The organism is Clostridioides sp. ZZV14-6387 (assembly GCF_020657835.1).
GTDB classification, from domain to species: Bacteria; Bacillota; Clostridia; order Peptostreptococcales; family Peptostreptococcaceae; genus Clostridioides; species Clostridioides difficile_A.
In genome coordinates this window covers 46,003-62,579 of record NZ_JAGWCW010000027.1, presented here as the reverse complement: position 1 = coordinate 62,579, position 16,577 = coordinate 46,003, and the positions used below count along the sequence as shown (strand labels likewise).

Annotated in this window: 21 protein-coding genes; 14 read left to right on the top strand and 7 right to left on the bottom strand. The window is 26.9% G+C overall.

The window, feature by feature from the left end; translation table 11 throughout:
- The first annotated feature begins 189 nt into the window (after positions 1–189).
- The 3 genes from ilvD to KGF38_RS15655 all read left to right on the top strand — a co-directional run bounded on the left by ilvD (position 190) and on the right by KGF38_RS15655 (position 4,068).
- Positions 190–1,845 (top strand): dihydroxy-acid dehydratase, encoded by a 1,656-nt coding sequence (gene ilvD / locus KGF38_RS15665; protein ID WP_074178206.1) that lies wholly within the window; start codon positions 190–192, stop codon positions 1,843–1,845.
- A gap of 335 nt (positions 1,846–2,180) precedes the next feature.
- Positions 2,181–3,119 carry a S8 family peptidase gene (locus tag KGF38_RS15660; RefSeq protein WP_054270465.1) on the top strand — a complete coding sequence of 313 codons (939 nt, stop codon included), beginning with the start codon at positions 2,181–2,183 and terminating at the stop codon, positions 3,117–3,119.
- Between the two features lie 520 nt (positions 3,120–3,639).
- Complete coding sequence (locus KGF38_RS15655; RefSeq protein ID WP_054270464.1) at positions 3,640–4,068, top strand: flavodoxin; 429 nt, start codon at positions 3,640–3,642, stop codon at positions 4,066–4,068.
- Between the two features lie 146 nt (positions 4,069–4,214).
- Here KGF38_RS15655 and KGF38_RS20445 read toward each other — a convergent pair whose 3' ends face one another.
- On the bottom strand, positions 4,215–4,616 hold the full coding sequence (locus KGF38_RS20445; protein ID WP_255646257.1) for an aldolase/citrate lyase family protein: 402 nt from the start codon (positions 4,614–4,616) through the stop codon (positions 4,215–4,217).
- The gene (locus tag KGF38_RS20440) at positions 4,594–4,989 is read right to left on the bottom strand and encodes an aldolase/citrate lyase family protein (protein WP_054270463.1); all 396 of its coding nucleotides are present in this window, start codon (positions 4,987–4,989) and stop codon (positions 4,594–4,596) included. The genes KGF38_RS20445 and KGF38_RS20440 overlap by 23 nt, the downstream gene beginning before the upstream one ends.
- Before the next feature lie 221 nt (positions 4,990–5,210).
- On the opposite strand from KGF38_RS20440, the gene KGF38_RS15645 reads away from it, so the two are divergent.
- The 3 genes from KGF38_RS15645 to KGF38_RS15635 all read left to right on the top strand — a co-directional run bounded on the left by KGF38_RS15645 (position 5,211) and on the right by KGF38_RS15635 (position 7,869).
- Positions 5,211–5,525, top strand: a complete 315-nt coding sequence (locus KGF38_RS15645; protein ID WP_227832528.1) for a MerR family transcriptional regulator — start codon at positions 5,211–5,213, stop codon at positions 5,523–5,525.
- 314 nt (positions 5,526–5,839) lie between these two features.
- Positions 5,840–6,202, top strand: a complete 363-nt coding sequence (locus tag KGF38_RS15640; RefSeq protein ID WP_054270462.1) for a metal-dependent transcriptional regulator — start codon at positions 5,840–5,842, stop codon at positions 6,200–6,202.
- Positions 6,203–6,213: 11 nt separating this feature from the next.
- Positions 6,214–7,869, top strand: coding sequence for a helix-turn-helix domain-containing protein (locus KGF38_RS15635; protein ID WP_074178204.1), 1,656 nt, complete (start codon positions 6,214–6,216; stop codon positions 7,867–7,869).
- A 199-nt stretch (positions 7,870–8,068) separates the two neighbouring features.
- Here the strand turns inward: KGF38_RS15635 and KGF38_RS15630 are convergent, their stop codons facing one another.
- The 5 genes from KGF38_RS15630 to KGF38_RS15610 form a co-directional block, all read right to left on the bottom strand.
- Positions 8,069–9,199 carry a tyrosine-type recombinase/integrase gene (locus tag KGF38_RS15630; RefSeq protein WP_227832526.1) on the bottom strand — a complete coding sequence of 377 codons (1,131 nt, stop codon included), beginning with the start codon at positions 9,197–9,199 and terminating at the stop codon, positions 8,069–8,071.
- A gap of 50 nt (positions 9,200–9,249) precedes the next feature.
- Positions 9,250–9,915: a helix-turn-helix domain-containing protein gene (locus KGF38_RS15625; RefSeq protein ID WP_227832525.1), complete on the bottom strand. Its 666-nt coding sequence runs from the start codon at positions 9,913–9,915 to the stop codon at positions 9,250–9,252.
- Between the two features lie 254 nt (positions 9,916–10,169).
- Positions 10,170–11,747, bottom strand: a complete 1,578-nt coding sequence (locus tag KGF38_RS15620; RefSeq protein WP_227832524.1) for an SIR2 family protein — start codon at positions 11,745–11,747, stop codon at positions 10,170–10,172.
- 262 nt (positions 11,748–12,009) lie between these two features.
- Complete coding sequence (locus KGF38_RS15615; RefSeq protein WP_227832523.1) at positions 12,010–12,516, bottom strand: ImmA/IrrE family metallo-endopeptidase; 507 nt, start codon at positions 12,514–12,516, stop codon at positions 12,010–12,012.
- Positions 12,517–12,592: 76 nt separating this feature from the next.
- Positions 12,593–13,150: a helix-turn-helix domain-containing protein gene (locus KGF38_RS15610; protein WP_227832522.1), complete on the bottom strand. Its 558-nt coding sequence runs from the start codon at positions 13,148–13,150 to the stop codon at positions 12,593–12,595.
- Between the two features lie 191 nt (positions 13,151–13,341).
- Here KGF38_RS15610 and KGF38_RS15605 point away from each other — a divergent pair, with 191 nt between their 5' ends.
- From KGF38_RS15605 to KGF38_RS15570, 8 genes are all read left to right on the top strand, one after another.
- Complete coding sequence (locus tag KGF38_RS15605; RefSeq protein WP_330395480.1) at positions 13,342–13,530, top strand: helix-turn-helix transcriptional regulator; 189 nt, start codon at positions 13,342–13,344, stop codon at positions 13,528–13,530.
- 43 nt (positions 13,531–13,573) lie between these two features.
- Entirely contained in the window at positions 13,574–14,374 is an 801-nt protein-coding gene (locus KGF38_RS15600; RefSeq protein ID WP_227832520.1) for a phage antirepressor KilAC domain-containing protein, read from the top strand.
- 45 nt (positions 14,375–14,419) lie between these two features.
- Positions 14,420–14,587: a hypothetical protein gene (locus KGF38_RS15595; RefSeq protein ID WP_227832519.1), complete on the top strand. Its 168-nt coding sequence runs from the start codon at positions 14,420–14,422 to the stop codon at positions 14,585–14,587.
- A gap of 76 nt (positions 14,588–14,663) precedes the next feature.
- Positions 14,664–15,056, top strand: coding sequence for a helix-turn-helix domain-containing protein (locus KGF38_RS15590; protein WP_169469069.1), 393 nt, complete (start codon positions 14,664–14,666; stop codon positions 15,054–15,056).
- The gene (locus tag KGF38_RS15585) at positions 15,043–15,186 is read left to right on the top strand and encodes a hypothetical protein (RefSeq protein WP_021419503.1); all 144 of its coding nucleotides are present in this window, start codon (positions 15,043–15,045) and stop codon (positions 15,184–15,186) included. The genes KGF38_RS15590 and KGF38_RS15585 overlap by 14 nt, the downstream gene beginning before the upstream one ends.
- Before the next feature lie 155 nt (positions 15,187–15,341).
- On the top strand, positions 15,342–15,584 hold the full coding sequence (locus tag KGF38_RS15580; RefSeq protein ID WP_227832518.1) for a hypothetical protein: 243 nt from the start codon (positions 15,342–15,344) through the stop codon (positions 15,582–15,584).
- 80 nt (positions 15,585–15,664) lie between these two features.
- Entirely contained in the window at positions 15,665–15,946 is a 282-nt protein-coding gene (locus KGF38_RS15575) for a hypothetical protein (protein WP_169468994.1), read from the top strand.
- Positions 15,933–16,571: an ERF family protein gene (locus KGF38_RS15570; RefSeq protein ID WP_227832517.1), complete on the top strand. Its 639-nt coding sequence runs from the start codon at positions 15,933–15,935 to the stop codon at positions 16,569–16,571. Before KGF38_RS15575 ends, KGF38_RS15570 begins: the two co-directional genes overlap by 14 nt.
- The last annotated feature ends 6 nt before the right edge of the window (positions 16,572–16,577 follow it).

Sequence of the window (16,577 nt, the reverse complement as noted above, 5' to 3'; positions counted from 1 at the left end):
ACTCTATGATTTTCAAAATTTATTAAAAATATAATTATATAATCCAATTGTGTAATATATTTATAGTAAATTGTAATAATTTTGCATTAGTAGATACTAATATTTTTTAGATTTTTCGTAATTAATTAATAGAAAAATGTATTATAATAATATTATGAAAATTTAAAAAAGTGGGAAAGAGGTAATATTATGAGAAGTGATATAAAAAAAGGAATAGAGGGAGCTCCAAAGAGAGCATTAATGTATGGAATGGGTCTTACTATAGAAGAAATTGAAAGACCTTTAATAGGTATAGTAAATGCACAAAATGAGGTGATTCCTGGTCATCTCCACCTTGATGAAATAGCAGAAGCAGCAAAAACTGGTGTTAGAATGAGTGGTGGGTTACCATTAGAATTTCCAGCCATAGGAGTATGTGATGGTATAGCCATGGGACATGTTGGAATGAATTATTCACTTGCTTCAAGAGAATTAATAGCAGATTCAATAGAAGCTATGGCTATGGCACATGGTTTTGATGCTTTAGTACTTATACCTAATTGTGATAAGATAGTTCCAGGAATGTTAATGGCTGCTGCAAGACTTAATATACCAAGCGTTGTTGTGAGTGGAGGCCCTATGCTTTCAGGCAGAAAAAATGGAAAAGTGTACGATTTTAACTCTGCTATGGAAGGTGTTGGAGCATGTAAAGATGGAGCAATGAGTGAAGAAGAATTAGAAGAATTATCTATGAACTCTTGTCCTGGATGTGGTTCATGTTCTGGGCTTTTTACAGCAAATAGCATGAATTGTTTAACAGAAGCATTAGGTATGGGTATTCCATATAATGGTACTGCCGCATCACATTCTGGAGAAAGAAAAAGAATAGCAAAATATGCAGGTATGTATGTTATGGAACTACTTAAAAATGATATAAAACCTAAAGATATTTTAACAGTAGATGCATTTAAAAATGCAATAACTGTGGATATGGCAATGGCTGGTTCTACAAATACAGTACTTCACTTACCTGCAATAGCTTATGAAGCAGGAATAGAACTTAACTTAGACTTTTTTGATGAAATAAGTGAGAAAACTCCTTGTCTAACAAAATTGAGTCCAAGTGGGAAACATCATATTGAAGATTTACATATGGCAGGAGGAATTCCAGCTATAATGAATGAACTTTCTAAGATAGAAGGAATAAACTTAAATTGTAAAACTGTGACAGGTAAGACTATAGGAGAAAATATAAGAAATTGTAAAATAGAAAATGAGGAAGTAATACATACATTAAAAAACCCATATAGTGAACAAGGTGGACTTGCAATCTTGAGAGGAAATCTTGCTACAAACGGAGCTGTTGTAAAAAAATCAGCAGTTGCAGAGGAAATGTTAGTTCATGAAGGACCAGCAAGAGTTTTTAATTCAGAAGAAGAAGCTGTAAGTGCTATATTTAATAAAAAAATAAATAAAGGCGATGTTATAGTTATAAGATATGAAGGACCAAAAGGAGGTCCAGGAATGAAAGAAATGTTATCTCCTACTTCAGCAGTTGCAGGAATGGGACTTGATAAACATGTTGCACTTCTTACTGATGGTCGTTTTTCAGGAGCAACTAGAGGAGCATCCATAGGTCATATTTCTCCAGAAGCTATGGAAGGAGGTTTAATTGGAATAGTTGAGGAAGGTGATATAATTTCTATCAATATACCAGAAAAAAAATTAGAGTTAAAAGTAAATGAAATAGAAATAGAAAATAGAAGATTAAAATTTATACCTTTAGAGCCTAAAATAAAACATGGGTACTTAAGTAGATATGCTAAACTGGTAACATCAGCAAATACAGGGGCAGTGTTGAAGTAGTAGATTATGTATAAGAGCGTTAAGTAAAAATATAAAAAGGATATCTAAATGTTCCAGTACTAATAAGATATCCTTTTTATCTGATATATAAAAGATTTAAATCATTATAAATATATTGAATTTCTTACGCCTTAGAATATAAGTATAAGTAAATTTTTACTTTTAATATAATTGTCTAAATATTATTTTATATACAATAAAATATGACTCCTAGAAATAAAAAATACATCATAAATATAAATAAGTAGATATAAGTTGTTAATTTGATTTATAAACTTATCATGAAAGCAAATTTATAATATTTATAAGTAATAAAATTTTTAGGAGGATATATAATGAATAAAAGAATGAAACTAATTCCTTATGAAATAAATGAAAATCTAAGAGGAGCAAAGAATAAGTTTCCCTATGGAATAAAACAAATGAATGCCAGAGGAATGTGGGATGAAGGATATACTGGGAAAAATATTTTAATTGGGATAATCGATACAGGCTGTGACAGCTCTCATCCGCTTTTAAAAGGTAAAATAATTGGTGGCGCAAACTTTAGTGATGATAGTAATGGAAATAAAAATATATATGAGGATTTTAATGGACATGGAACTCATGTAGCAGGAATTATAGCTGCATCTAATTATAATAATGAGGTTATGGGTGTAGCTCCAGACTGTAAATTATTAATAGCAAAGGCGTTAAATAAAGATGGTGTTGGGACATATCAAAGTATAATTAATGCTGTTAATTTTGCTATAAATAACAAAGTTGATATTATATCTATGTCTCTTGGAGGAAATAAAGATGACAAAAACTTAAGAAATGTAGTTTTACAAGCAGTAAAGAATAATATTTCTGTAGTGTGTGCAGCAGGAAATAATGGAGATGGAGATTCTAGTACAAGTGAGTATAGTTATCCAGCCAGTTATGCTGAGGTAATAGAAGTAGGTGCAATAAATGAAAACTATTTAGTTGAAAAGTTTAGTAATTCAAATACCACAATAGATTTGGTAGCTCCAGGAAGAAATATTATATCAACTTATATGGATAATAAACTTGCTATTATGAGTGGCACTAGTATGAGTGCACCATATGTATCAGGGTCACTAGCACTAATTAAAGAATGGGCTAGAGAAGAATTTGAGAGAGATTTAGATGAAGCTGAGTTATATGCACAATTAATAAAATGTACAAGAGCACTTGGAATACCTAGAACAGAACAGGGGAATGGGTACTTATATTTAAATCTTTATAAATACAAGAATACTGGAAAAAGATAATTTATAATTTGACAGTAAAATACAGATATTCTATGTAGTTAATGTAAATGTTGACGAGTTTTTAAGTATAGAATTTCATAGAGATAGACGAAAATATAGAGTAATAAAATTTATAGATATGCCAGAGAACTAATAATTATAAAAAATATACAGTATTATAGATAGCGCATCTTAGAAAAGGTGTGTTTTTCTATATATCTGTATAGTCAAAAATTTGAATATAGGAAATACAAGCTAAATTAAGGCTAATATATATGAATATATAAGATGATTTGTAATATAAATAAAATGATATGAAAAATATCCTCATTAAAGATTTAGGTATAAGGAGTAATTTTACACATAAAAAAATATACAAAATTTAAATGATAAATATTATCAATAACTATTGAATTTCAAACTCAATTATGCTATTCTATATTTAAGAAAATGAAGAGATTTCAAATAAAGAAATCTTTTATTTTTTAGATTCTAGTTAGCTATAGGTAACTATTAATTAAAGATATTATAGGAGGTAAGGATGAGTAAAATATATATTGTTTATTGGAGTGGAACAGGAAATACTGAAAAAATGGCAAATTTTGTAGCTGAAGGAGTGAAGTTAAAAGGTAAAACACCAGAAGTTATAGATGTAAGCTTATTAAAACCAAGTGACTTAAAAGAAGAAAATAAATTTGCATTAGGTTGCCCATCTATGGGAGCAGAACAATTAGAAGAGGGTTATATGGAGCCATTTGTGGCAGAATTAGAATCTATTGTATCAGGTAAGCAGATTGGATTATTTGGTTCATATGGTTGGGGAAATTGTGAATGGATGAGAGAATGGGAAGAACGTATGCAAAATGCTGGTGCTACAATTATAGGTGGTGAAGGAATTACTTCAATGGAAGAACCCGATGAAGAAGCAAAAGATGAATGTGTACAATTAGGTAAAATGTTAGCTGAATAAGTTTATATACTATAGTAATTATATATAACTAATAATAACAACATTATATAATACTAAAAGAGACTAATATTACAATACATAAGAAAATATCCTTAATAAAAATAGATAAAACATTAGTCTCTTTTAGTATAAATCAAATTTATAAATTAATGTCGTTTTTTATCTGGTACAATCTCATCATAAAAAGACAATAATTGTTTGATAACATAAGTTATAAATGTTGTATCTTGTGCAAAACAGAGCATACTTGCTCCTGTATTAATCCATGTTTCAATACTTTTCTTTTCTATTGAAGGAAAGGTAATAAAGGGTATATTGTATTTTTTACATGCTTTAGCAGCTTGAGAAATCATATCTTTTATTTCAATTCTATTCATATCTCCAGAAAATCCCATGTCTAAAGATAAATCACCAGAGCCTAATGCTATAATATCGACACCTTTGACTTGTGCTATTTCTTCAATGTTATCATAACCTGCTTTCTGTTCAATTAACATCATTTTTAATATTTCGTTATTTGCGTTTTTAACATAGTCTAAATGACTCATATTTCCATAATAGGAAGCTCTTTGAGGATTGCATCCTCTTATAACTATATGGAGGATAAGTACAAGCTGATACTGCTTTTTCTGCATTCTGTGCTGTATTAATAAATGGAAAACATATAATATCTGTTCTCATATATATTATAGGTTTAACAAGGTCAGGATTATTGTTTGATAATCTAATTAAAGAAGCAGCACCAGCATGTGCAGCTATCATATGTTGCTGAATATCTTTACAGTCTAAAACACCATGTTCACCTTCAATCCAAACAAAATCATATTCTGATAGACCAATTAATTCACTTACAGATGAATCAGATAGTGAAACTGCCACTCCACACAATACCTTTCCTTTATTTAAATTTTCTTTAATCATAGTTGTGTATTTTTCTATTTATATTATTCCTTTCTTTCGGTAATTTATTTCTACACTTCAAAGAATAAAACTTCAACCTAGCTTGAAGTCAATACTTTTTTATTGACTATTGCATAATGGATTTTTATAATGTTCTTATTCATATAAAATTTTATGGAGGAAAAAATATGAAATATTCCATGACTGATGTATCAAAAATAACGAACATTTCTTCATAGGCTATTCGATTTTATGAAGAAAAGGATTTACTACTTCCTATCAGTAGAAAACCAAGTGGTGTTCGTTATTTCTGTGAAGAAGATATAGAGCGTTTGACATTTATAAAAGATTTAAAAAATGCTGGTTTATCTATTAAAGATATCCATGAATGTTTTCATTTTTGTGATATGGGAGACGATACTATAGATAAAAGAATCCAATTTTTCCAACAGCACAAGAAAAACATTAAAAATAAAATACAGGAATTAGAAGATTGTATGGATAAAATAGATGAGAAGATATGTTATTTAAATGAAAAAAAGATGTGTAAAAAATAATTCTTATAAAATAATTAAACTTTTAATTTCTTTAATATAAAGAATAAGTTAGAACTATTTAAGTTTATTGTTTTCAAGACGTATTTTTACATATAATAGAACTATGTTCTATATAGTTATTTCTCTATGTAATAAAAAAGAAAATTATGATAATATATATTAATGTAAGTGGCAAGATATCCTAATTTATAAATATGAGTATTTTTAAATACTATAAATATGAATACTATAAGTTTTTGAATATATAGTTATATTTTTCTAATTATTATAATTAAAATATTATAATAGAGTTGTTAAATTTGGAGGCTATTGGAATGTATGAATCAAGAGAAAATTATTTGGAGACAATACTTATTTTAGAAAAGAAGAATGGACTTGTAAAATCTGTTGATATAGCTAAAAAGCTAAATTATAGTAAAGCAAGTGTAAGTAGAGCTATGGGAATCCTAAAAGAATATAGACTTATTATAATGGAAGTTGATGGTGGCATTATTTTAACTAAAGAAGGTAGAAAAAAAGCAGAGGAAATTTATGAAAAACATATTTTAATCACTAAATTTTTAGTAAATACATTGGGAATTTCATTTGATATAGCTGAGAAAGATGCATGTAGGATAGAACATATTATAAGCAAAGAGACATTTGAAGGAATAAAAAAATATTTAGACAAAAACTAAGAGGTGAGTTTATGGAGTATTTTAGTGAGTCGAATAATGAAGTACAAAAATTTGATTGGGGAGAAGTTACATGGATACATGAACCATCAAAAACACAATTTAATAGGCTTAGTGCTGGAATTGTAAGATTTTTTCCAAAAAACTGCCAAGAAAAACATTTTCATTTAAGTGAAGAACAGCTTTTATATGTAATTCAGGGGGAAGGATTACAAATTATTGATGGTAAAAAGGTCAATATAAAGGAAAAATCAATAGTTTATTGCCCACCATATTCAGAACACGAAATTATAAATACTGGTAAAATTGATTTAGTAATATTAATCACTTATGTCCCTCATAAATTTTCGAGCTTGAAACAACTACCTATAGTATTTTCTGAAAATACTATACAAGAGCTAATTAATGTAAATATAATTGAAAATATTGCAAATCAAATATCTAATATATTGAAACTTAGAATATCTGTATATGATTCAAAACATAAAGAAATATTTGATACTAAAAAAGAAACTAGATTTTGTGATATTTGTAAAAGTATAAAAGTGTGCAATAGAAAACTTGATAAGAGTATAAATGGTGATAATTTTGAAAAAATGTATGAATGTGATTATGGTATTTCTAGTTTGGAAATACCGATAGTATTAGAAGAAAATATAGTTGGCTTTATAGAGTGTGGTAATTTTATAATATATAAATCTAGTGATACAGATAAAAATTTATCTAAATTGTCAAGTAGTTCAGATATTGATGTAAAATACATAAGTAAAATCTACAATGAACTTTCATTAATTCCAAAGAGTAGACTATATGTGTTAAAAGAAAATTTATTAATGATGTCTGAATTTATTCAGGAAATAGCTAAGAGAAATTTTTTTGAAAATCAACTTAGTATAAAAGATGAGGAGATATTGAAGAATAGAAAGGAAAATATAAAGCTTGAAGAAGCACTTAAAAAAGCAAATATTAAATTGTTAGAAGAAAAGTATATTATCAATCCAATCGCTTTATTCAATAATGTTTTACGAGAATATCCTTTTGAATTAGAACTTTCTATAGAGAAAGAAATAAAAGACATGAATTTAGAAGGGATTTATAATCTGATAGATGCTAATAAATTAATGTATAATGATGTTAGAGATATTATTCAAGAAATGATATTTGTATTATCTAGAACAGTGCTTAGAGATTTAGAAGATTTAAAGCTTATATCTTATCTAAGAAATAAATACAATAAAAAAATATCACTTACAAATAGTGATGAAGATTTGTGGGATATATTATTACAATTTTCTGAAGAGTGTATTGATAAGAATAGAGAATTTTGGAAACAAGATAAGAGAGATTTGATTGAAAATGTGAATGAATATATACAAAAATATTATAAAGATAATATAAACTTAAATAGTATAGCGAAGGTATTTTTTATAAGTCCAAATTATTTGAGCTCTATTTTTAATGAAAAAAACCAAGTATCAATAACTGAGTATATAAATCTTCTTAGGATAGAAGAATCTAAGAAATACCTATTAAATATAAATATGAGTATTAGAGAGGTTTGTAAGAAAGTAGGTTTTAATAATAGTAGTTATTTTTCACAAATATTTAAGAAGTTCAATAATATGAGTCCAAATGAGTATAGAAAAAATATGCTAGATGATAGAGATTAGATAGTATTATGTAAGATATATGTTTTATTAGTTAGATTTATAATTAATATCTTGTATGAATGATATATATTATAAATTCTAAAGCATTGAAATTGCAAAGGTATAGCTGATTATATAAAATTGATTATATTAGCTTTTAAAATAGGTAAATTAGATTTTGCCACCCGTTTGCCACCGTATTATAGTTTTGGGTGGCAAACTAGTTTGTAATTCTTTCAAATATATCTACAGTTTCATTTTTCATTTTTTCAGTTACATGTGAATAGGTATCCATTGTAGTTGATAACTGACTATGACCTAAGCGATTTTGTATATCTTTAATGTTAGCTCCATTTTCTAATAATAGGGTAGCATGTGTATGTCTTAAACAATGAAAATGGAAGTCGTTGTTTAAAGCTTTTCGAATTTGTTTTACTATAGTGTCTAAAGTGTGGGTGTTTACTTGTTGACCATTTTCTTTCGTACATACCCAGTTGCTATCAAAGTAAAATTCACCATATTTTAATTTCATTTTCTTTTGATGTAGTTTATGTTCTTTTAGTATCCTTATTAAAGTATCTCCTGTAAAGATAGTTCTACAAGAACTTTCTGTTTTTGGTTGGCTTAATTCAAATATTCCATTCTTCTTTTTAATCAGTGTATGTTTTACTGTAATAGTTTTGTTATCAAGATCTATATCATCCCATGTTAATGCAATAATTTCTCCTCTTCTCATGCCAGTATAAAATCCAATTAGTAGGACTATACGCTGAAATGAATCTTGAGGAAATATATTCAGTATTTGATTAAATTCATCTAATGTAATAGTTTTAACTTTGTTAGATTCTGTTTTAGTCTTAGTTCTTGGTATACTTACATATTGCATAGGATTTTCTCGTATATGTTTGTAAGGATAGACTGCTGATTTTAATGACCTATGTAATATGTTTTTTAATACTTGTAATGTATTTTGAGAATAATTCTCTTTGTATTTTTTATTTATGAAGCTTTGTAGTATCGCGGGTGTTAAAGCTTTTACTTTGTAAACTCCTAGTTTTGGTTTTATATGTTTTTCTATGTTTATTTGGTAACTTTCTTGAGTGTTGTATTTACAGTTAAGTAAGACATATTCTTTGTACCAAAAATCTAGGTAGTCTGATACACTTATGTTGCTTTCTTCAAATACTATGCCAGAGTTTTCATATTCATTTAGTGCTTCTCTTAGTGCTTTTTCTGCTTCCTTTTTTGTATTGCCACCAACTCTTTCTACTTTTTTTCTTTTACCGTCTACTATCCCTAGGTCAAAGTAGTAATACCATTTGTTACTTCTTTTTCTTACTCCACCTTTCATGTTAAACACTCCTTTAGTATATTAATTAATAAAAGTATAAGTAAAAATTATTATATTATGGTTACTTTAACTTTTAACATTTCACTATCATTTATATTCAATTCAAGATTTTCTTTCTTTGAAACGAAATAATAGCTTATATTTACTAAGTTAGAGTTATTCTCATAGTTGTTAAAAAATCTTCGAGTCTGTATTTCTCCAAAAACCCAATTACTGTTATAAAAAATTTCAATATTCATATTTCTTGTAACTGGAATATACATGTTGTCACTTTCAATATATAATCCTCCAATAGAATCAAATAATAGGTAACCTTCTATAGTTGATACATCAAGTTTATCTTCTAGATTTAATTTAGAGTTATATGTTTGAAGATATGTGAATACATTACCATTATATTTAAGTCGCATTCGCTTTAAAAGATTTAAGTCCTCTAATTCTTTCATCCACAAACGAATAGTTCTTTCTGATTTATTAAAATAGGCTGAAATTTTTTTATTTGAATGCCATACTACGCCATTTAAATTATTTGAATTTATGCCTAAATAAATATATAATTTTAGTGCATTACCACTAATTTTTTTTAGTAAATCAGTTTCTAAAAAACCTTGAAATATTATAAAGTATCCAGACGATTCTAAAGACTCTAGTTTCCAATTACGATAGGTATTTTTATAAATAAGGTCTTTCTCTTTATTAGTTATACTTCTTTTCATAAAATATTATCCCTTCATTTTATAAATAAAATTCATTTTTAGTAGTAAATGGCAATTATATAACCATATAACTATATTACGGAAATAGCTTTATAATGTATAATATAAGTAACTAAAGATAAAAATATTTTAAATAATTTAAAGTATGTGCTGATTTAATTAGCACTAAGCAGAAAATTATTTAAATCAAATTCTAGAAAAGTCTTGGTGGAGGTAAGTAGTTGCTACTTACTGTAAACCAAGGCTTTTCTGTTTTATATAGAGTCTTTATATTTTAGAAAATCAAAGATTCTAGTAAGTAGTCTTATATTACTTCCAGCTTTTTTTAGTTCATCTGCTGAAAAAATATTATTGTTATTATCATATATGCACTTTAGTACATTTTCTAAATCATCAACATTAATCTCAGACTCAAGCAAATAAGACATTAATCTCGTCTTCTTTTCTAATGGAAATTCGATATTATTCCATATACCTAAAATATTTCGCTTGGGTATATCTGCACCACTTCTATGTTTAAGAATAGTTTTATTAATAATATCTTTATCAAAAGACATTTTTTTAGCTTTTTGTCTATATTCAAAGAAATCTTTTTCTGAATAAAATAAAAATTTTAGAAAAGGAATTTTTTGAGATTTTTTTAATAATATTGGGTACGCTATTTCTAACATTTCATCTGCACTAAAATCAAAGCTATCTATTAAAATTTCTTTATACCAATAGTCTGTTTCTAAACCTTTTAATCCAACTAATCCGTATTCACTTGCTCTGCCAAATGCTAGAATTAGATCATCATCCTCAATTCGTGAATCGTCAAATTTTCCAACTCTTATTTTAGATGTCGGTTCATTAGTTAATGTAAATCTATAAAATTCATCCTTAAAAGTTCTCAAAATTTTAGCTGGAATTTTATTTTTTTTATTTTCTAAGGCGTCATAAAGTATAGAAAAATCTTTAAGACTTATTTTTGTCATATTAATTGTTTTGTCATCGATTGATATAGAGTGTGAAGAAATATTTACATCATTAGAATCTGTTTTATATTCTACAAAGATAAATCTATCTTCTAAGATTTTTAATTTTTCTTCAGACAAACAATCGATTATTGATTTAAGTATTCTTCTTACATTAGAATCTGATAAAGAATAGCCCATAAATATAATTGGGTATTCAACGAATATAGTCATAAGCTTAGATGCTAAGTAAGGACTTTTTTTTTCGAAATCAATGTAATCATTTTCATTAATAACAATACTTTTAGGATTTGTAATACATCCATGAATTTTATATATCTCAGCAATTCCTTGTGTATTAGAAAAAAGAAGTTCTTCTTGACCAATATAACTATTATAGTTATCTGTATTTTCTTCTAAAAATAAGTCATAATTAGTAGTAATTATACCTGACAAACTTTTTTTTGAGATTTTTCTGAATTTTTCTGCTTCATTAATATATTTATCTAAAAGAGTAGAATTATTTTTTATGTATGTAGCTATTTCAACCTTAAAAGGAGAAATGCTTTCAGTCATTATGAAGCTTAAATATTTATCATCTAAAGTACGAATAGATGGGTCACTAAACCATTTATCATTAAAATCTTTTTCAATAAGTTCAGCAACTTTAGGATAAAGCTCTGTTTTAAAAGGTATGCTCTTAGCTTTTAGCTCATACTTATTATATGCAAATTCGTCATTGTCAACTTTTTTTGCAAATATTTCAAGCAGTGATCTCCAATCAGGTAAATCATAGTATCTTCTTGTTAGACCAGCACCAATAAATAAAAATGGTGTTGTATTAAAGTTTTTTATTATATCTATAATGCTTTTTTTCAAATCCATAACCCCCAAATAATTTGATTTATCTAAATATTATGTTGATTTGTATGATTGCTATTCCTCTATATTTAATATAATTATAACATTAAATATTTATAATTCTAATGTCATTATTTAAATAATTTTGTTTTTTTTAAGATTAGTTTTTCTATTTATCATAATATTCGCATAATATGAAATAGTTGTTTATTAAAAATAGTTGTGCAAACAAAAGATTCTTTCTTTATTAAAAAAATCTATAAAAGTAGAATGAAAGAGTTTAAAAAATATCCTCATATATGTAGAAATTTGGTAGATTAGTTAATACTAGGAATTTATTGTTTCCCAAGTCTAACATATTTTTCTTTCTTGATAGAAATTCTAATCTTTTTAATAAGAATTCAACACTAACTTGTAATTCTTCAGCTATTTCATATACATTTGTTGCATGTGAATTAATAACATGTATTATTTCTTCTTCTGTTATAAGAAATTCACCTGCCCATCTTAGGGCTTTGTCCTCAGTTTTATCTACCAATATTTTGTTTTTGTAACTGTTTTTTGAGGATACATAATTTCCAACACTGGTAAAATGATGTCCTAATTCTTCTGTTAGTATCTCTATTAGCTTAGTATTATTTTGTTTTAATGAATTAAGCAATGATATAATTTTTAACCCTTGCTTGTTTATATACAATCCTTTTATGTCATCTGCTATTTTGTCAGTGTAGTAAATTTCTATTTCTTCATTTTTTGCTAAGTCTAAAAGTGCGTCTAGTTTTTTCATGGAAATCCCCCTATAAAAAGAATGTATTTTTGAGTCTTATTATATATAAAGAGCAGGTGTGAACTGCTCTAAATATTCATTTTTTATACTTATTTATTAAAAATTCAATATAATCATTAAGCTGTTCTTGTGCTTCTTCTGGTAAATCCTCATGTGGATTAGCTTTATGTGCAGCCACAGTATCTATATGATTTCTAACAAGCGTTGTGCCTAGAAGATAATCTGTTGTGACATCAAAATAGTGAGCAAGTTTTACAATATCATCACTTGGAGGTGAAGCAAGATTATTTTCATATTTTGATAAAGTGTCTATGTTTATTTGCAGTTTATCAGCAAGTTCTTTTTGTAATATGTTTTTTTCAGTTCTTAGAAGTTTTATTCTTTTGCCAATCAAAGAATTATTGGGTTGTTTTATCTCATTATAATTTTCTATATCAGTTTTACCAAAAAGGTAATCAATTGAAACATCATAATAATTTGACATTGATTCTAACATTTCACTTTTAGGTTCTCTAGTTCCATTTTCATATCTTCCAATAGAGACTTTTGTTGTACCCAAATCATTTGCGACTTGCTCCTGAGTTAAACCTCTTTTTAGTCTTAACTCCTTTAATCTTTTACTTAAATTACTCATTTAAAATCCTCCTAATCGATATTTTAAAATATCCATTTGGTTACTTGATAAGTAGATTATAATACTAAGTAACCAAAAAAGATATAAAAGTAACCAAAAATAAACTTTTTTTATTAAAAAACTATTGACAAGTAACCAAAAAGGTAATAAGATATAAGTATCCAAAATGGTTACAGAAAGGAATGATTAATGTGAATAGAAAACTAAAAGCAGCAAGAGTTGAAATTGGTTTAACACAAAGACAATTAGCTGAATTAATAAAGATGCCTTTTTCTACATATCAAAAAAAGGAACAGGGGCATACACAATTTACAATAAAAGAAGCTAGTGAGATAGCTATAGTATTAAACAAAAAGCCAAGTGAAATTTTTTTCAACTAAATAGAAACCAAAATGGTTATAAAATATAAATGGAGGTGTTAGCATGAGTGGTCTAACAATAATTGAACAAGGTAATAAGTTATTGGTTGAGAGTAGAGAGATAGCAGAGTTAATAGAAAAGAAGCATGATAATTTGTTAAGAGATATAAGGGGATATAAAAGGATTATAGAGGACTCATCAAATTTGAAGAGTCAAGATTTCTTTATAGAAAGTACTTATGTAAATGCTCAAAATAAAATTCAACCTTGTTACTTATTAACTAAAAAAGGTTGTGATATGGTAGCTAATAAAATGACTGGAGAAAAAGGCATTATATTTACTGCTATTTATGTGGGTAAGTTTGATGAAATGGAGCAAGAGTTAAAAGAACAGCAACCTAAATTACCAATTACATACAAAGAAGCATTACAACACCTTATAGAGCAAGTAGAAGTAAATGAGAAATTACAACTAGAAGGGAAAATGAAAGACCAAGTAATAAAAAAGTTAAAACCAAAAGCAGATTATACAGATATGATATTAAAAAATAAAGGTCTTGTCACTATAACTCAAATAGCAAAAGACTATGGAATGAGTGGAAAAGAAATGAATAAAATACTTCATGAAAGAGGAATCCAATACAAACAAAGTGGGCAATGGCTTTTATATAAACAGTATCAAGGCAAGGGATATACTCATTCAGAAACGATAGATATAACTAGAAGTGATGGAATGACTGATGTAAAAATGACAACTAAATGGACTCAAAAAGGAAGATTGTTTTTATATGATTTATTAAAAGTAAATAATATATTGCCAGATATAGAAAAAGAGTATAGTTATCAAACTTCAATGTTAGGTTAGTACTTTGAAAAATAAATACAGAATATTCAAAAGGGAGTGATTAGATTGGAAAGTAAGAAAATAGAAGAAATAAAAAACGCATTAATAGGAGTAAATAAGACAGAGTGGTCTTTAGTAAAATCTTTTATTGATATGTATTTTAGTAAAAAAGCCACTAAACTTGAAATTGACAACCTAAATAATTTTGATTTGTATATAAAACGAAAATTTTAATTACTAACAATTTGTATAAAAATTAGATGGACTAGTTGGAATATAAATAATAAAAAAGATGGGAGAGAATTTTCACATGGACATTTCTGAAAGTGTAGTAAAGCAATTTAGTGATAGTTTAAAAAGTTTAATAGAAGTAGAGATAAATAAACAAGAAACAAATAGAGTTAAGAGCCAAACAGTTGAACAAAAGGTAAAAGTACTAGAGCCTAAAGATATAGTTGTTTTAATAAAAAGAGGCTATCCAAATTACTTGATAACAGTAGAAGAAGCAAGGGGAATTTTAAAATTAGATACAGTTTTTATGCGTAGGTTAGTGAGCACAGGTTTGATAAAATCACTGGCTAGAGGTGATGGTAGAAAAATTTCAAGATATGAAGTTGATGATTTTATTGAAAGAAATCAAGGTAAAAATTTGGATGAACTTTTAAAAGCAGTAGAGAGGGGGGATGAAATTGTTAAGCCTTAATACTAATAAGAATAATATAGTAACTCTTAAAAAAGATGGAAAAGTTATAGCAGATATAGTATTTAAAGATATTAAAACTGGTAAGAAAATATCGGTTGGAATATTAAATAAAAAAGTGCTGGTCAAATAACCAACACACAAAAAAATAAAAAATAACACAAACAAATTATAGCACAAAAAGAATGGATTTAGAATAGGTAATGTAACATTCTAAAAGGTTTAATGTGTAATATAGAAATTTAGAATGTAGTTTATATAGGTAGTAATAAATTGGGAGGGGTTTAAATGGAAGCAGCTAGACTAATAGCAATAGGTCAAATTAAACAAGCAGAAAAAGAAATATGTAAATTACAAGGTACAAAAAATAATAGTAGTTTAATGTGGTGGGAAGCCGTAAAATTTGCTAGTCAAAATATATTAGAGGGTCTGGAACATGACGTTGAGTTAGAAGCTTCTATCGAGTTTAGAGACGTTATGATGTATCAAGAAGAACTTGAAAGGGATAGACCAATAGATGTTCAGATATAAAGAAAAGAGCCTTTGCACAGGCTCTAGGTAAAAATAAACTAAAAAAAATTATAGCTATATTATAGCATAAGGGGGAATAAATGAAAACAAGAAGTGAAATAATTAATGATTTAGAAGATAGATTATTTTTATTAAAGTTTATGACAATAGATGAAGTAGATTGGGATGTAAAGTTTGGACAAATATCAGCATTAGAATCTTGTATAGATAAACATAAAAAAGGGTGGACTTTGAAACAATTTGAAGAGCATTTGGAAGAATACAAATTACAAGGGGGTTGTGGTGATTACATAGATGGATTTATGTCTGTTTTAGAAAGAAATATTAGAGAAATGGAGAGTGAGATTATTGGAAGTAAATAATATTTATATTAAATTAATGGATGTAAGAATTAAGTTTAATAAATTAGATATAAAAAAGAGTGGTCAAAATAAGTTTGCTAACTTTAAGTATTTTGAGTTGGCAGACTTTCTCCCTCAAGCTACAGAATTATTAGAAAAAGCCAAATTATGCCCTATAGTGACCTTTACAAATGACTATGCAACACTAACATTGATTAATGGAGAAAATCCAGCAGAAGAGATAATATTCACATCTCCAATGAGAGAGTTACAACTAAAAGGTTCTAATGAGTTACAAGCATTGGGAGGAATTGAAACTTATCAAACAAGATATTTATACATACAATTATTAAACATTACAGAGAATGATACTTTTGATGCAACGAGTGGAAAAGAGGATTATAAGAGAAATGATTTAGGGAACTTTTCTAGTAAAGGAAATGAAAATAGTCAAATAAAAATAAATCAAAATCAAATAAAAAGGCTATTTTCAATAGCAAATACTATAGGAAAAGATGCAGATAGAGTAAAAAGTGAAGTATATTATAAGTTTAATAAAGAAGTTAAGGACTTAAGTAAGCAAGAATATGACCAGATATGTGTTGGATATGAAAAATTACAAAGAGAAAAAGGGTTAATTAAGTAGGTGAGC

Coding starts and splice junctions, on each gene's coding strand:
- KGF38_RS15580 (WP_227832518.1), top strand. CDS start 15,342: ATGGAAGCAGCTAGACTAATAGCAATAGGTCAAATTAAACAAGCAGAA.
- KGF38_RS15630 (WP_227832526.1), bottom strand. CDS start 9,199: ATGAAAGGTGGAGTAAGAAAAAGAAGTAACAAATGGTATTACTACTTT.
- KGF38_RS20445 (WP_255646257.1), bottom strand. CDS start 4,616: ATGAGTCATTTAGACTATGTTAAAAACGCAAATAACGAAATATTAAAA.
- KGF38_RS15575 (WP_169468994.1), top strand. CDS start 15,665: ATGAAAACAAGAAGTGAAATAATTAATGATTTAGAAGATAGATTATTT.
- KGF38_RS15590 (WP_169469069.1), top strand. CDS start 14,664: ATGGACATTTCTGAAAGTGTAGTAAAGCAATTTAGTGATAGTTTAAAA.
- KGF38_RS15635 (WP_074178204.1), top strand. CDS start 6,214: ATGGAGTATTTTAGTGAGTCGAATAATGAAGTACAAAAATTTGATTGG.
- KGF38_RS15610 (WP_227832522.1), bottom strand. CDS start 13,150: ATGAGTAATTTAAGTAAAAGATTAAAGGAGTTAAGACTAAAAAGAGGT.
- KGF38_RS15660 (WP_054270465.1), top strand. CDS start 2,181: ATGAATAAAAGAATGAAACTAATTCCTTATGAAATAAATGAAAATCTA.
- KGF38_RS15615 (WP_227832523.1), bottom strand. CDS start 12,516: ATGAAAAAACTAGACGCACTTTTAGACTTAGCAAAAAATGAAGAAATA.
- KGF38_RS15640 (WP_054270462.1), top strand. CDS start 5,840: ATGTATGAATCAAGAGAAAATTATTTGGAGACAATACTTATTTTAGAA.
- KGF38_RS15625 (WP_227832525.1), bottom strand. CDS start 9,915: ATGAAAAGAAGTATAACTAATAAAGAGAAAGACCTTATTTATAAAAAT.
- ilvD (WP_074178206.1), top strand. CDS start 190: ATGAGAAGTGATATAAAAAAAGGAATAGAGGGAGCTCCAAAGAGAGCA.
- KGF38_RS20440 (WP_054270463.1), bottom strand. CDS start 4,989: ATGATTAAAGAAAATTTAAATAAAGGAAAGGTATTGTGTGGAGTGGCA.
- KGF38_RS15600 (WP_227832520.1), top strand. CDS start 13,574: ATGAGTGGTCTAACAATAATTGAACAAGGTAATAAGTTATTGGTTGAG.
- KGF38_RS15655 (WP_054270464.1), top strand. CDS start 3,640: ATGAGTAAAATATATATTGTTTATTGGAGTGGAACAGGAAATACTGAA.